Here is a 16,881-nt window from a genome sequence, read left to right as displayed (position 1 = left end):
GAGAAGGCCGTTTCTCTTTTCGTAGTATGATAAGATTTAGTCGATAAGGGTAATTGGTGTATTAAATTTTGTTTTATGCTGATCAATGCTCGAGAAATTATTTCGCATTGATATCATACGTTTATTAAGCAGTCATAATAATAGCCCCGAGTTTCAAATCATATAAACCTAAAAATATTTCTTTTACTAATCGTAATAGTTAATATTGACTAATTCTTTGATGACGACTGCCTATTCACAAGGCTGTTCTTTCAATTTATTTATTGTTGTTATGTCCGGTACCTTGCCTCCTACAATACGTTCAAACTCGGCTATGTTATATGTATTTTCGAAATATGTCGAATTAACTTGCAAAACAGCACGAATATAGCTTTCAATCTTTATTTTTTAGATAAATTAAAGTTTTCTTAAGTAGCTGTGAAGTTGTAACATAAGAATCTTATAATATTTTGAAATTAGAATAGTCAATGAATCGTTGGAAAGAATATGACTTCCCACCGAAATAGAAGCGCTCTACTTTTGTCGGCCTGTAATTTTTTTGTAAGTCTTATTTAAATTTTTCGAAATATTTATCAATCTCTGACCTTAATTCAATACCAGCTCTTTCGAAACAATTCAATAAATCTATATAAGTGCCGTCGTTGCCGAGAAAGTCCCAAAATTCTTCCGCCACTTTCAATTCGTTGTCTAAATCCAGCATCCCTTTTAATGTCCACCTTTCATATGGGTGAGGCTCATACGGATTATAAGGGATAGCAATATATGAATTTACTGTTGCATCGGGTTTTTGTGCTAAAATGATCGCTATCCATTCTAGTAGGGTTCTCTTAAAATCTTTAAAATTGCTGATGTTCGGTTTGGCTGTTTTTATATCGAATAAGTGAACTGTTCCATCTGAACTTTGAATAAACAAGTCAACTTTCACTGTCTTTAACTTGTTCATCCTACCTTTATTACAAACTCTTCTTATTCTTTCGACTTCTTCTATCTTATCTGGATTTTTTCCTACCGTTAGATCATTCAAAATACGCTGGATTTCTAACTGGGCTTGCTCGCTTATAGAATCGCCAACAACATATTGTTTTTGTGCAAACTTAAAGTTCAGGCTTGCCAGAGTTTCGGCAACAGGTTGAAAAATAGATGTACCAAATGTAGTGTTCAACGAATGGATAAACGAAAATAAAGCCATTCTATCGCGTCCAAGAAGTCGAAAATGGAAAGGCATATTGCTCGTTTCCGGATTATATTTTTGAAATTTTTTTCGAAGACTATCCTTTATGGTATTTTCGATAATATAAATATGCTCTTTTTTAAGCGGCATTTAATCTTCCTTTAAATGAAATATGGTCTCAGAATAGGCGTTTGATCGATCTTTTTCAACTCGATTGAGTACAGGTCGGTTAAATCGGTTAACGATTTTCATTTTAGCTAGCCGGGCAATCTCGGGATAGAGATTAAACTTATCATTGGCTACAAGGAAGATATCGTAATCTTTTTGAAGATATTTTTTACAATTCACAAGAGATTCAGCTATTCCTTTGACATATGAATCTCTTGCTTCCTTTCCCTGTCCATTGGAAAGAGAACCAATTTCTAATTCATCCTTTCTTTCAAAACCGAATATTTCATAAGAATAGGCATGCTGTTCGTGATAATCAATCAGACCAACATAAGGTGGACTGGAAAATATTCCCTTAATCTTTTGCCTATCAAATATTTCTGCAAACTTAGGCATTCTTTTTTTGATTTCGTCATAAATATTAATGGTTCTGCTATCTCCTGTTAAGCAGATTTGATATGTCTCTGTCCGTAATCTATCGAATTCCTTCAGTCGATTCAATGTATCTACTGTGTACCTTTCCCACCATCCTTTGATTGAAAAGATTGGTTTACATATTTTACCATGTTTTTTGCAGTAATAGGTGGTTGTGACGGGCTCCTTAAGTGTTGCTAAGTCGGCATGCGTAGTTGCTCTACATGAACGAACAGTTCTGCTTAAAATTATAGCTAAAATTTGTTTAAGATCCGTATCATCGATCTTTTTTATTTCGTTGAAAAGAAAGTCGATTTCTTCTCTTACTGGAGATAAAAACCATCTATCCAAGAAAGAGCTATTTTTGTCTTGCTTAATTTTGATTTTATATTTTTCTACCAACTCGTTGTAAATACTTAAAAACTCATTTTCTTTATCTATTGAATATTCTCTCTCATTAATCTCGCCATTTCTAACTTTTCTTTTATATTCGGGTGATGGAAAATACTTGTTGTTAAATTTGCTAAGTTCTGTAAGAAGGTGTTCTTCAAAAACGATATTATTTTTTGCATTTTGAAAATCTTCTAACTTAAATGTTAACTCCTGAATAGCTTCTCTGATTTTGAAAATATCATGTTTTTTAACTTTAACATTGCTAATCATTGCGTTGAATGCAGAAATATCAATACCAATAGCATGCATCCCAAGTTCATTTGCTTGTACTAATGTTGTGCCACTTCCACAAAAAGGATCGAGAATGATATCGCCTTTGTGAAAATAAATTTGATGCTTAAATTCGTCGATGTGTGAGTCGAGGAAATATTCTACTAACTGAGGAATAAATTTTCCTTTGTACGGATGTAATCTGTGAACGTGCTTGGTTCTTTCCGATTCTTTGTATTCTTCGAAAGAAAGATGCCAGTTCAAATCATCGCCTAATTTCTTTTTCCATAGAGGTGCTTTGTCATAAGAGTCGTAGTATTCTTTTAATTCTTCAATATTAATCAGAGGATTACCGTCGCTTCCATATTTATTAATTCTTCCATATTGGAGTAGATATGAAATATTAGAAGTCGTTATATGGCGCTTCAAATAATGAGACGCCCAAATAGCTGCTTCCTTTAAATTGATAAACTTTTTTTTGTCTTCTCCAAACAATGTAAGTTGATTCATGAATGCTTAACTCCGAATTAATATTCTTTACGTCATTTTCATAATTCTATCATTAATGCAATGATAATCTGCCAAAACTTTTTTTAATAAATTTGCAATTACAAACCAGATTCTAATTATTTGGATAGATTCACTCGAAGTAATTTAGTCCTGTCACGTTTATCATTTTGATAGTTTATTTTTCACTGTTTAATTTATAGAAATTACTGTTGCTATTTACATCAGTTAGTATTTATACAAGATTTAATTATGCTAATGCTAGTCGTCAGGGAATCATGAAATATTACTCTACTACCTTAAAATTATTCTTTATTAAACTAAGTTTCAAATTAACAGCTGAAATTTTGGTTTAGTATTAATTATTACGCGTATCAATATTCACAAAAAGTTAGATGTTGATAAAAAAGATTTTCGTTATATCTATTAACCTAACCCAACAATTTGTCTAATGTAGCTCGCAAAAGATGTTATCGAGTGGAAGAGCAGTAAACTCTATAGAAATATTATAAACCAATTCTATAGATGCGTTGATAGAAATAGCGATTGAGAAATTTAACGATGAAAATAGAGAGAAATTACCTGGAATATTTAATGGGCAAATAAAGAATTCTTTTTAGTAAAAAAGAAAATTCAGAAATTATGGTAGAAATACCAGTAAATATTGACGATGGAGGAAATGTATATAGATTTAAGTATGTTGCCAATTAAAAAGCCGAAGTCTGAGTGCCCGACTTCGGCTTTTTGTAGTTTTCGATGTGCTTCCTGGGGGACTCGAACCCCCGACCAATAGATTAAGAGTCTACTGCTCTACCAACTGAGCTAAGGAAGCACCGCAAAAATAATTAATTTTTGGTTCGTACTCAAAACTTCTTTTAATTTATATTTCGAAAAATTATTATTCTGACATGAAAAATTTATTTAAGACAACCGGCATATTCATCTTAATACTTTTGATTTCTTCGTGTTCGGAAATTCAAAATCAAAAATCTGTCAATGGCATTGCTGTTGTCGACGACATCGGCAATCGCGTATTAATCGATTCAATTCCTCAACGTGTCATTTCACTGGCTCCAAACCTGACGGAAATTATTTTCGACCTGAATGCAGGTAATAAAATCGTGGGTAATACTCTTTATTGCAATTTTCCAGCTGCCGCAAGGAATGTAGAAAAAGTGGGCGACCTCCTGACTGTCGATTTCGAAAAGGTATTGTCGCTCAATCCCGACATTATTTTTATCACTGTGGAAGGCAACAGGAAGGAAACTTTCGATAAATTCAAAAGTCTGGGATTAAAACTCTTCGTATCGAATCCACGTAATTATGAAGGTATTAAAAAGTCGTATCTCGATATAGCACGTATACTTGATAGAGAAAAGTATGCTCGTAAGAAAATCGAAAGATGGGATAAATTACTCGATTCAATTCGTATTAAGTCCAGCAACAATCAACCCAAAACTGCAATGATCCCCGTTGAACTTAAACCATTGATGCTCGCAGGTAAAAACACTTTTTTGAATGAGTATTTGGAGGTATGTGGACTTAAAAACGTAGCTGACAATCCCACAATCAATTATCCCGTTTTTAATCGGGAAGAAATTTTAATACGCAATCCAGATTTTATAATAATTTTATCTGACGGTAAATTGAGTACGAATAACTTGCTCGAATTGTACCCAGAATGGAAGGATCTCAAAGCAATACAAAATGGCAACGTGATTTTTGTGGACAGGGATTTGTACTCGCGGCCAGGACCGAGATTTGTTGAAGCTGCTACAGATTTATTTAATCGTCTTCATCCGAAAGGAGGTCTTCGATATCCTGTGCAATAAAGAGCATGGCGCATTTGTCGCCTTTAAATTTGCCTGTAGCGCGACACTTTTTGTGGCGTTCCCGTACCTTTTTGATATCGATTTTCGAATCGATTCCAAACTGGCTTAAATCCTCTCCGCATTCCGTACAAAATAAAATGTCGTCTTTAAGGCTGATGCTACTATTTTTAATTGGCTTTTTCATAAGATATTTCATTCAATTCCCAGTCGATGCCGTCGCAGGGTAGATATTCGAGCGTCGGATGTTCATCGTGTTTTGTGCATAGAACTGCCGATTCGTCGAAATATCTGCAACTCGAACAAAGCGTCTCTTCAATTATTTTTTTGTTTTTTTCTTTGAACATTCGGTACTGAATAGTTGCCGGATAGATAATTACACCGTAAATTGAAATTATTCCCAGCCACCACCAGTATCGATACTCCATCACGCCGTACAAAAACCAAAGAGCCGGAATTAATACTGCCGTCCTTACGATAGCCCAAAATATAATTCCGCCCATTTAATCGGCTTTCTTTTTGACCTAAACTTAATTATAAAAAGCCCAATTTTCAATTAATCTTCTTTCGGATTGATTTTCGTATCACTATAAATTAACTTACATACAAACAATTTTTGTTTAAAAGGGATTCAACTTGAGCGAACAAATTATACCTGAACAATCGGGAAACAAGAAAATAAGACGACATTATTACAGTAGGAAATTCCGTTATTACCCCAAAAAACTGAAAAACGGTGTCAAAAGTTTCTCATTTAAAAAAGTGTCAATAGTGGTGCCTCTTTATAATGAAGAAGAATCGCTACGACCACTCTATAACGAAATTAAAAAAGCTGTCAATTCAATTTCGTGCGAGTACGAAATTATTTTTGTGGACGACGGAAGTACAGATAAATCCCTCGACATTATCAAAGAACTTTCTTTGAAAGACAACAAGATTTTCTATTACAGTTTTAAGAAAAATTACGGAAAATCGGCTGCCCTTCAAATCGGATTTAAAAATACTACAGGCGACGCAATTATTACGATGGATGCCGATTTACAGGACGACCCGGCAGAAATTCCGAATCTTCTTGCCAAACTTGAAGAAGGATACGATCTGGTCTCGGGCTGGAAGAAAAAACGATTTGACCCATTTATAAAGAAATACTCATCGCGTTTTTTTAATTTTGTTACACGTCTATTTTCGAAAGTTAAAATTCACGATTTCAATTGCGGGTTGAAAGCCTATCGCAGAGAAGTTGTAACGAACATTAATATTTACGGCGAACTCCACCGTTACATTCCCGTCCTTGCAGGCTGGAAAGGTTTTTCTGTTACGGAAATTCCAGTAAAACATCATCCCCGCCGATACGGTAGGACAAAATTTGGCATCTCAAGATTTTTTAAGGGTTTTATAGATCTGATTACGGTCATTTTTACGACACGATATGTTACACGCCCAATGCACCTCTTCGGATTTATCGGACTATTAACTACCATTCTTGGTATATTGATAAGTCTCTGGCTTACTTATGAAAAGTTATTCCTCGGTGTGGGAATCAATAATCGTCCCATATTTTTCCTCGGAATTCTTTTAATCATTGTCGGTGTCCAGTTTTTCGCTATCGGATTGATAGGTGAGTTAATGGTCCATAATTTTCAAAATGACAGTGAGTATATAATCAAAGAGAAGAAGTAATCTAAAATTTCCAGCGTGAATCGATAGCCACAGAAATCATTTTACCGTAAGAAGGCGAGGTTACGTTCTGAAAATTCGACGTACCAGCATTTATTTCAAATAAACCGAAATCGAAACCGAGTCCGAATCCCCAGAGAAATTTTGTCCAGCCGCCGAATGCCATTCCACTACGCAAACTAAGGAAAGAATTAAACGGCAACCATTCGATTCCAATTGAAATTCTTGGCGAAGTAGAATTTGCGGGCATTGTATTCAGTCCCTGAACATAATCGCCTGAAATCAATAATTTATTTTTAAGATCAAATAGATTCGACAGATCGATTGAAGCTCCGAATCTGATTACAGTTGCAAGTTTAGTAAAAAATTTATCGGCAGGTTTACCGCTTCCATCGGTCGAAAAAAAACTTTCGAGAGAATCCCTTTGAGCTTCTTCTGAAATATCTTCGAGATCGACTCTCCTGTTTACATTAAACTGAGCCGTTCGTTTATTCCATTCAATTCTGCCAATGTCGGTTATTGCAAAAGCAAATGTAAAAGTTTGATTATGTTCATAACTAATCCCGAAGTCAATTCCGTATCCCCTGCCAGCTGGTTCGGGGAAGAGAGAAATATTTTCTTCCGACGACGACCGATTTTCGAAGTCGTATTCAATGCCGAAGTTCGGCGAAAATGCCGACTTAGCATTATAAATTAGACTGCCATGAATTCTACCTAAACTGTCAGTATGGAATTCGGAATCGATTTCGTCTAATCCAGCGTAGAATAAGCCGTTAATAAGATTCAAAGATAAACCAGCGCTAATCGATTTTTGAGCCGACATTTCGAATTTCTTCGAATAGGAAAGCGAATACTTCCTTAACCACCAGGCTTTGAATTCTGTATCGTTAAAATTGTAACGTGAATCTAAAGGGTTTCCTTTGAAGAGCAGTTCGACTAATCCTGCAGGAATTTTTCCACCAGCTGCAATCTGATCCGACATAGAAAAAGCCAGTGTACCAAATTTTTCCGAAGGAGTAAATGAAAGCGCAAAATAACGCACAAATAAATTTAATTGTATGCCACCGCCTTTGCTGAAAAGTTCAATGAAATTTTCTTTATCGGCTTCGTTTAAATAACGACCCTGCTTCTTTCCGTCCTGATCAATTGTGTATGAACCGAAATAATAATTATAATCTGAAAGCGAAAAGAAGTTGGAACCGGCTAAACTACTGAAAGAAGGAAAAGGTAAAGGGATTATTAACTCCGTTCCCTTAGAAAGCGAAAGGTTTGCTGGATTGATACCAACAGAATAAAGTCCTTCTGAGATAGCGCTATATGAACCCGCCATCGACGAAGATTTTGCGTCGGGCATTCCAATGCTTCCACTAATTTGTGCTTTTATTGAAGCGGTGCCGAAAAGAATAATTATCGGAATAATATATTTCGAGCAATGAATCATGCTTAATCATTCTCCGGTTCGATATTATATTTTGAAACACCAAAAGCTCTAATTTTAATAGTATCAGACGAACGAACTTTTACCGGCTTACTCTCACTGTTTGTACCGAAATTAATTTTTATTCTCATGTATTCAGCACTGGCAATTTTTGCCGAAGCTGTACTGTCGATCATAACTTTAATATTTACTTCTGCTGGTGAAGTAGCAAATCCCTTGTTATCCGTTGTGGCTCCTTTTATCGTAATGATAGTGTCCTGAAATTCTGCCGGCGGAAAGTATGTGAGAAAATTACCTGCTGCATCGTACAACTTTCCGGTAAGCGACATGTTTACAGGTAGTCCGTTTTCCACGATAAGATTTGCTTCGAGATATTTTACATCTTTTAATAAATCTCTTTCATCTTCTGTTAGGTCGAGGTCAATTGAATCGGAATATTCACCGTATTGAAGACTGAAGTCCAGGGGAATTTCAGCTTGCAGTTCGCCTTCGATGTAGTCTGATGATTTAACAGATAGATACTCGAAGTAGGGATTTACAGTACCCGATATCTCGATAACAGCTGAATCAGGTATTGCATTGAATTTTTCGATGAATGCCGAAATGCTGTCGCCATTTAGATAAATTCGATCTGTCGAAGGAGTTATTAAGTTGGTGTTCAATGTTTTGTCGTTGAGATTGAAGTTCTTAACCGTTCCGTCTGGCATGTATAATTTTAATTTACCGTTCAATAAAAATTTAATTTCGGCTGTTGTGTTTAACTTCAACGAAATTATCGGATTTGACAGAAATAATTCTTTAAAATCGATTTTATCTTTTCCCACGTCGAAAGAAAAAGAGGTTCTTTCCGGATCAAACTCGAAAGGCGCAATATAGCCCTTGAATTCTTCGAAGGTCAATTCTGAAAATGCTAAATCGGCTTTTGCATTATCGCTACTTTTAATTGTCTTGTATTTATTATCGCTTATAATTCTGTAATTAATCGTATAACTTAATTCTTCGAGTAAAGTGCTGCCTGCATCCAGCGTATAACCAGCGAGCGATTTATTATCGAACAAATATTGTGATTTACTGCTTGCAATGAATGCCGACCCTTCGAATATTTTGCCTTCACCTGTTTTTAAGTTGTCAAATCTATAGTGAATCTCGGCATCCAATTCGGTATTGTTGGTCAATTTTAAATCGAGCGTTCCGTTCGAAATTACTGCTCTGCTAATTCTTTCGTTTTTCTCACCTATTTTAATCTTGCCGTTTACAGTTATAAAGTCCTGTTCGGGGAATTTAGCCGTTGCTTCGGTTACTTCGAGATTTTTCGTTATTGCAGTCACCGTTAGAAAGTTTTCGGGAATCTGGACTGCTTTGCCATTACTGCCCGAAGTAGAAAGAATGGTTTCTAATTTCAACCGATTTTTGACATAAATTCCGGTGTTTATTTTAAGATTGCTTAAGTACGCCGATTGTGAAGGAGGTATTGTAATTTCTCCAGTATGAGACGCGATGATATTTCCATCTTCTATGTTAGTCAGTGAAATATTTGAGATGGTAATATTTACGTCGCTTGTGAAATTGTTTCGGATTATAAGGTCGAACGAACCGTTCTTAAAACGCGCCTGCAGGAAATTTCCGGGTTCGCTTAAGTCCGAATAAACTTTCTTGTTTGTTGCAGGCGGCACTACAACTCTGCTTGAAGGATTTAATCCCAGTTCAGACGAACTTATATAACCATGAACTGTGTCCGATTCAATTTTGAGAATTCCGATTTCTTCGGTTATAGTTTTTGAAAATCGGTCTATCTTAAGTCTATCTTCAAATTTTATTCTATCGATCTTGTGGGATTCCGAAAAATAAATTACGTCCTTATTGATGCCTTCGTTATAATGAAACAAATTTTCCGATTCATCTTCTATAAGTTCGCTCATCAAATATTCTTTGTTTACAATCGGGATCGTTGCCGAAACATCCCATCTCGGAGCAACGGGGTTGTTTATATTGCAACCTGTTATTAGTAATGTTATTAATGAAATAATCTGGAGCCGTTTACATTTCATCTAAATTCCCTAAATACAATTATTGTTTTATTATCGATTATTCCATATGCGAATTTAAATCTTTTTGTCTTTTTGTAGCAGATTATTGATGACATAAGTCACAGGCAACCAGCATCGAACAATGTATTGCATTTAATAGAGCAGCGGGTTAAATTCAATTACATTATTTCTCAATTAGGATTGATCGATGAAAAGATTAACCATTCTTATGGGCATGATTTTCTGCTGCTTTATTTTAAATGTTATTCATTACGGACAGGGCAAATTTGGAATCGTAATTCATGGGGGAGCGGGAGTAATAAAAGATTTGCCGCCTGAACTGGAGAGCCAATACAAATCTAAGCTATTGGAAGCATTAGAAGCGGGGTATAAAATTCTGGAATCGGGTGGAACTGCAGTCGATGCTGTTACGAAAGCTGTTAATATCATGGAAGATTCGCCACTTTTCAATGCAGGCAAAGGAGCAGTATTAAACGACCTTGGATTTGCAGAACTCGACGCCTCAATAATGGACGGCAGTAATCTAAATGCCGGCGCTGTGGCTGGATTGAGGCATATTAAAAATCCGATTAATCTCGCACGGCTTGTTATGGAAAAATCTCCGCATGTGATGCTGATCGGTCAGGGAGCCGAAGAATTTGCAAGACAGAATGGATTCGAGATGGTCGATTCAACTTATTTTATTACCGAAAATCGTCATAAACAATACATTAGAATGAAAAAATTTCGAGATTCTCTCGAAGCTGTAAAAGGAACCGTAGGCGCTGTTGCACTCGATAAATACGGAAATCTGGCAGCAGGAACGTCCACCGGAGGAATGATGCTTAAAAAATTTGGTCGAGTTGGCGACTCACCAATTATCGGGGCGGGAACTTATGCAAATAATAATACCTGCGCAGTTTCAGCTACCGGACACGGTGAATTTTTTATTAGGCTCGGAGTAGCCAAAGATATTTCCGATTTAGTCGAATATAAAAAAATGAGCTTAATTGAAGCTGCCGATACTGTGATTTACAAAAAATTGGCTGCTTTTAAAGCCGACGGGGGTGTAATTGCTATCGATAAATACGGAAATTATGCTATGCCGTTCAATACATCCGGTATGTTTCGAGGAGTGAAAATTAGTAATGGAATTAACGAGGTTAAAATTTATAAATAGGAGGTGGTATGGAGTTATTGCATCCGATAAACTATCTCGCCGTATTCATTTGCGGAATTATAGCAATGGGAATGGGTGCACTTTATTATAGCCCTTTCTTACTTGGAAAAATCTGGATAGCAGCAGTCGACACTCCGGAAGAAGAATTGAAAAAAGGTTTTAATCCATTAAAGGTCTTTGGAATTGCGTTTATTTCTCATCTGATAATGGCTTATATGCTGGCGCGCTTGCTTGGATATACCGGAGCCGCTACCCCCGAAGAGGGGATCCGTATTGCCTTTATGATCTGGCTCGGATTTATTGCAACTACAATGATTATCAATTTACAGTTCCAGAGAAAATCGATCACCCAATTTTTTATCGATAGCGGATATCATTTCCTCGTCTTAATAATTAACGGATTCATACTTGGATTATGGATTTAAGCAAATGGTTCAATTTTTGCCCCAGTTTCATTTTGATACACCCTACCCTTCCAAAATTTATTAAAACCTTCGATTTAAGCTCAAAATCGAAGGTTTTTTAATGGCATTATAGTTGACTTCTACCTCCTCGATAAATTTATAATGCAGGAGGTAGGAGTGAAAAACTCTTTTATACTAAGTCTGGTCTTATTGCTAAGTTTGACTTTGGTTGGAAATACAGTTTTTCAGGCACAATCAAAAGGAATCAAAAAAACTACAAATTATACAAGTATTGCGAAAATTACTGGTACGGCTAAAGGTAAGTCGATTAAATATACGAATCCTTACACCAATCAACAGGCGAAACATTTTGCTGGAACTTTTAAGGGTACGCTAAATTCTCAAGACGAGTATTTTTATTGTGTCGATTTGCAACATGGATTAGCTTATAATCAGGATTACTGGGACGAAGATTACACTCCTTCCGAAATTACTTATATTCTTAACAATTACTATCCCCATAAAACAAGTTATGCGGGTAAATTGTCGGACGACAATCTGGAAGCAGCGGCAGTACAATTTGCCATCTGGCATTTTAGCGACGGTGTAGATGCCAGCACAATATCGAACAACAACACGGTTAAACAGCGTGCGCTGGCCATTATTGCTGATGCTATGGCAAATCATAATAATGCGGCTCCATTACAGACACTCATAATTTTGCCCACATCTCAGTCTCTTCTAGAAAATACACCTGCTCAGTTCGACATTTATGCCTATGACTTGAACGGAAATCCGGTAGCTAATGTAGAACTTCAGATAAGCACATCGCTTGGAACTTTGAGCGCTGTTAGTGGAACGACGGACAATAATGGTCATGCCGGTCCATTTACTCTTATCTACAACGGTATCGGCACCGCTACTTTGAGTGTAAAAGCTGAAGTAGATATTCCTCAGGGCACTCGGTATGTTCATTCTACAAATCCGGCTGATAAACAAAAGCTCGTGCTTGCAACACCTACTTTCGATATCAAAGAAGAATATGCAACAGTGGAGTGGTATCAATCGAGTGAATGCGATTTGAAAGGTTATGTAACTTTTACTCAGGGCGGATGGGGAAGTCCTTCCAATAGCTTGCCGGGCACAATAAGGGACGCTTATTTTAATTCCGTCTTTCCAGATGGAATGACTGTTGGCGGTAATTATAAAATTACTTTTACCTCTTCCTCAGCTATTAAAAATTACCTGCCCGACGGAGAAAGTGCAGAGGCCTTGAATCAAAACTACACTAATCCTTCTTCCGGAATAAATGTATTGGCAGGACAATTAACAGCTTTAAAATTGAATGTATACTACAGCGCAGCAGGTTATCTCGGTACGAATCCTACGCCTCTTGGCGACCTGGTAATTACAGTCGGACCTTTTGCTGGCTATTCAGTAAACCAATTTTTAGCATTTGCCGAAGCAGCTTTAGGAGGCGGTGATTTAAATGGATTTACATATTCTGAAATTAACGACGCCGCAACGGCAATAAACGAAAATTTCGACAATGGTACTGTCGATAAAGGCTTTTTAACCTGTCAATTGCCAGCTTCTTTGGGTAACAAAGTTTGGGATGATACAAACAAAAACGGTTTGCAGGATAACGGTGAAAACGGCGTGTCAAATGTAACTGTCGAACTTTATTCCTGCGACGATAACTTAATTGCTACTACGACTACAAACTCTCAAGGCGAATATTTGTTCAGCAATCTTACCCCAGGTGATTATTATGTTAAATTTGTTCTTCCGCAGGGTTACGTATTTACTGCTCAGGACAACGGCAACGACATAGTCGATTCGGATGCAAATATTAATACAGGTAAAACTTTGTGCACAACTCTAACTTCGGGTGAAAATGACCTTTCGTGGGACGCCGGTATTTATGTTGAAACTGTATGCATGAACAAAATTGGTAATTACGTTTGGCACGACAAAAACATCGACGGCCTTCAAAATCAAAACGAAGAAGGGATTGAAGGAGTAGTTGTTGAATTATTGCAACTCAATCAAATCGTGGCAATCGATACGACGGACGCAAACGGCTACTACCTATTCGATAATTTACTTAATGGTTCTTATACAGTAAGACTTGCTTCTTCTAATTTTGTTGCAGGTGGGGTACTCGAAAGCAACGCCCAGGTTAAATGGTATTCGACAAAATTAAATGAAGGTAGCAACGACGAATTAGACAGCGATGGAGGAATCAATAAACCTATTAATGTAACTCTCAATTGCGGCGACAATTTATCGATCGATTTCGGTTTTTATAAAACGTGTGTAAGTGTAACAAAAACAGCTGATCGACAGACCGCAAAACCGGGCGACGTTATTACATACACATTTACAGTTGAAAATTGCGGTGATGTTACACTCAGCGGTGGTGTCGATTTTTATGACGAATTAATCAATCCTGCCGGAGATCATAAAATTAAAAACATATCGCCTGTCCATCCTGGCGAAGTTAAATCATTCACCAAAACGTATACTGTTACTGATGATGATTGTGGAGTGCTCGTCAATATTGTTAAAGCTGTGGGACATCCAATTGACGGATCTGCTTCGGTTGAAGATGAAGACGATGCTACTGTAGAAATCGACTGCGAACTTTCGTGCGTAACTGACTGGAGTGCTCAATTGGGTCCAGATTCCGCTATATGCGAATACGATCCTAAGCCGATTACGATTAATGGCTCTGTCAGTCTTACTCCTAATCCGAGTAAAGCCTATCTGCAATTGTCCTGGAGAATTGTAGAACCGACAGACGGAAGTGTTGATAATTCGACTCACTACGAAACAATTTTAATTACTCAGGACACAACATTTTCTATAACTGCGCAATGGCCAGGCATTCGTCCTGACGATCAAGTTGTGGAAATCCATTACGGAGTTAATATACTCGATTGCAACGGAAATCCAATTAAAAACGGCGTAGGTAGAGATCTTTACTGGTATCCGTGGGTTTGCCCGCCGCCTCAGGAAAAACCTGCAGACGTTAGAATCGAAAAAAGTGTAGACAATACCGAGCCAGAATGCAACGAAACAATTAATTATACAATTAAAGTAACCAACGATGGACCCAACAAGGCTACGGGAATTCAAGTTACTGATATACTTCCTCAGGGCCTGATATACAATTACAGTTCCGCTTCTCAGGGTGTATATGATACAACAACCGGATTGTGGAGCGTGGGCGATCTCGATTCAGCTGCTACTGCCACGCTTACAATAAATGTAACTGCAAGTTGTGAGCAAATTAATAATTCGATATTCGATCTCGGAATTGCAAAAGATTATAATTTGTTCGTTATTTATGATGTCGAACAACCCTCTTCGGATACACAGGGCAAAGTAGCAGTAGGACGAGATGCTTACTTTGCCAATTACAGTATTGGCGACCAATTGCCTGCAGGAAGTGGCGATGTTCTGATAGTCGGAAGAGACCTGAATTTTATTAGCGGTGCAATCAACGGCAGCGTTGCGTACGGAAACTCAACAAATCTACCACAAAATTCAGTAAGCATTAGCGGTACACTTCGTCAGGATAATCCGATTAATTTTGCGGCAGCCAAAACGTATCTCGAAAATTTATCGACCACACTCTCTGTTTATACCGTTACGGGTACGGTCGATTTTCAATACGGTGGTTTGACACTTACAGGCAACGATCCATTCTTGAACGTCTTCAAAGTCAATGGCTCTGATTTATCGTCCGCCAACAATGTAACGATTAACGCTCCAAACGGTTCTGTTGTGCTCGTAAATATCGACGGTGTAAATTTATCCTGGACGGGAGGTCTTACTGTCAATGGCACAAGCATAACAAATGTACTCTATAATTTCTACGAAGCTGAAAACTTAACAATTCAGGGTATCGACATACGTGGTTCGGTACTTGCTCCCTTTGCTCATGTTGAATTTGTTTCTGGTGTAATTAACGGTCAGATGATTTGTAAATCATTCTCAGGTGCCGGCCAGATGAACTACGCCCCATTCATTGGAAATATCCCCTTTGAAAAAGAAATAGTAAATATTGCCACAATTACTTCTACAGTAACTACCGATCCCGACAGCAGTAATAACAGTTCGAGTGCGCTTATTACAGTTTCGAATCAATCCGACGAGAATTCGTCTCAAAATAATAACGATGATAATAATAGTCAGAACTGGCAATATGTAAACGGATTTTCGAACGGCGAGATTGTCTATGCAATGGCTTACGATAACTCGGGAGCAATTTTTGCTGGTACATGGGGTGGAAATGTCTATCGCTCTGACGATGGAGGCAGTAACTGGATTAATATTAAAGGCAATCTCCAGGCAGGATATATCTGGTCGTTAATTATAAACGACGGTACTTTGTTCGCCGCTACAGAACTAGGTGTATTTAAATATGATGGTTCTTCATGGAGCGAGGCAGGACTCAACAATATAGACGTTCACGACCTGGCTGTAAATAATGGACAGTTAATTGCAGGCACATGGGGTTATGGCGTTTATGTATCAAACGACAATGGCTTGACATGGGCAGAAATGAACACCGGTCTCGGATACAATCTTGTAATTCAATCAATAGTAGTTCATAATAATAAACTTTATGCGGCAAGTTACGGAGGCGGAGTATTTAAGTACGACAATAATACATGGACAAAACTCAATGTCGGTTACGATTTCGTTTGGTCGCTCTCGTCGAACTCAAATGCTCTCTTTGCTGGTACTTACGGAAACGGTTTATATAGATCTCTTGACGACGGAGCTACATGGGAAAAAATTAACAATCTACCCGCTCTCTTTATTTACTCGATTGTTACAGATTTGACCGGTAAAGTTTATGTTGCCTCATGGACGAGCGGTGTTTACAGTTCAGAAGATAACGGTTCTACATGGACTTCTCAAGGTCTCGGTGGGCTAGGCGTAAGTTCTCTCGTCGTTACGCAAAATTCAGAGAATGTATTCGTGGGTACTAAAGAAGGTAAGATTCTTTTGAGCAGAAGAGAAGGTGATGTTACTTCCATTGAATCGAACGACATTCCAACAGATTTCGAGCTGAGCCAGAATTATCCTAATCCTTTTAATCCTGTTACAACAATAAAATTCGGTGTTCCAGAAAGTGGTAATTATACACTCAAAGTCTATAACATACTGGGACAGGAAGTGGCTACTTTATTCGACGATTTCGTAAATGCCGGTTATCAGACAATTACATTCAATGGTAGCTCGTTTGCCTCGGGAATGTATATCTACAGACTAACTGGAAAAAATGTAAACATTACCAGAAAGATGGTGCTTGTAAAATAATTTCCTGAGAACTCAAAAACCCGGTAAGTGAAATTTCACTGCCGGGTTTTTTTATTTTAAAAAAGA

The 16,881-nt window shown here is 37.4% G+C and carries 11 protein-coding genes and 1 tRNA gene; 5 read left to right on the top strand and 7 right to left on the bottom strand.

Translation table 11 applies throughout. The annotated features are described in order from the left end of the window. Positions 1–547: 547 nt before the first annotated feature. The 3 genes from ACSSV9_RS08190 to ACSSV9_RS08180 form a co-directional block, all read right to left on the bottom strand. A complete protein-coding gene (locus ACSSV9_RS08190; protein WP_437346759.1) occupies positions 548–1,321 on the bottom strand; it encodes a TdeIII family type II restriction endonuclease in 774 nt (257 codons plus the stop codon). After that, the gene (locus ACSSV9_RS08185) at positions 1,322–2,926 is read right to left on the bottom strand and encodes a DNA methyltransferase (RefSeq protein ID WP_437346758.1); all 1,605 of its coding nucleotides are present in this window, start codon (positions 2,924–2,926) and stop codon (positions 1,322–1,324) included. It lies immediately after the preceding gene. Positions 2,927–3,682: 756 nt separating this feature from the next. Continuing rightward, positions 3,683–3,755, bottom strand: a tRNA-Lys gene (locus tag ACSSV9_RS08180). A gap of 76 nt (positions 3,756–3,831) precedes the next feature. On the opposite strand from ACSSV9_RS08180, the gene ACSSV9_RS08175 reads away from it, so the two are divergent. Continuing rightward, on the top strand, positions 3,832–4,755 hold the full coding sequence (locus ACSSV9_RS08175; protein WP_437346757.1) for an ABC transporter substrate-binding protein: 924 nt from the start codon (positions 3,832–3,834) through the stop codon (positions 4,753–4,755). Here ACSSV9_RS08175 and ACSSV9_RS08170 read toward each other — a convergent pair. After that, a complete protein-coding gene (locus ACSSV9_RS08170) occupies positions 4,709–4,939 on the bottom strand; it encodes a hypothetical protein (protein WP_437346756.1) in 231 nt (76 codons plus the stop codon). The two genes, ACSSV9_RS08175 and ACSSV9_RS08170, sit on opposite strands and share 47 nt — an antisense overlap. Beyond that, entirely contained in the window at positions 4,923–5,255 is a 333-nt protein-coding gene (locus ACSSV9_RS08165; protein ID WP_437346755.1) for a hypothetical protein, read from the bottom strand. Before ACSSV9_RS08165 ends, ACSSV9_RS08170 begins: the two co-directional genes overlap by 17 nt. A gap of 133 nt (positions 5,256–5,388) precedes the next feature. Here ACSSV9_RS08165 and ACSSV9_RS08160 point away from each other — a divergent pair, with 133 nt between their 5' ends. Continuing rightward, positions 5,389–6,432 carry a glycosyltransferase family 2 protein gene (locus tag ACSSV9_RS08160; RefSeq protein ID WP_437346754.1) on the top strand — a complete coding sequence of 348 codons (1,044 nt, stop codon included), beginning with the start codon at positions 5,389–5,391 and terminating at the stop codon, positions 6,430–6,432. A gap of 1 nt (position 6,433) precedes the next feature. On the opposite strand, the gene ACSSV9_RS08155 is transcribed toward ACSSV9_RS08160, so the two are convergent. Then, entirely contained in the window at positions 6,434–7,870 is a 1,437-nt protein-coding gene (locus tag ACSSV9_RS08155) for a DUF5723 family protein (protein ID WP_437346753.1), read from the bottom strand. Positions 7,871–7,872: 2 nt separating this feature from the next. Further along, complete coding sequence (locus ACSSV9_RS08150; protein WP_437346752.1) at positions 7,873–9,915, bottom strand: hypothetical protein; 2,043 nt, start codon at positions 9,913–9,915, stop codon at positions 7,873–7,875. A gap of 187 nt (positions 9,916–10,102) precedes the next feature. On the opposite strand from ACSSV9_RS08150, the gene ACSSV9_RS08145 reads away from it, so the two are divergent. The 3 genes from ACSSV9_RS08145 (at position 10,103) to ACSSV9_RS08135 (ending at position 16,815) form a co-directional block, all read left to right on the top strand. Continuing rightward, a complete protein-coding gene (locus ACSSV9_RS08145; protein ID WP_437346751.1) occupies positions 10,103–11,074 on the top strand; it encodes an isoaspartyl peptidase/L-asparaginase family protein in 972 nt (323 codons plus the stop codon). A gap of 8 nt (positions 11,075–11,082) precedes the next feature. Further along, complete coding sequence (locus tag ACSSV9_RS08140) at positions 11,083–11,499, top strand: DUF1761 domain-containing protein (protein ID WP_437346750.1); 417 nt, start codon at positions 11,083–11,085, stop codon at positions 11,497–11,499. Between the two features lie 156 nt (positions 11,500–11,655). After that, complete coding sequence (locus ACSSV9_RS08135; protein WP_437346749.1) at positions 11,656–16,815, top strand: SdrD B-like domain-containing protein; 5,160 nt, start codon at positions 11,656–11,658, stop codon at positions 16,813–16,815. The last annotated feature ends 66 nt before the right edge of the window (positions 16,816–16,881 follow it).

The organism is Melioribacter sulfuriphilus, from assembly GCF_051488685.1.
In the GTDB taxonomy this organism is placed as follows: domain Bacteria; phylum Bacteroidota; class Ignavibacteria; order Ignavibacteriales; family Melioribacteraceae; genus Melioribacter.
Note: the sequence above shows the minus strand (reverse complement) of the source record. Positions and strands in the feature narration are given on the sequence as shown.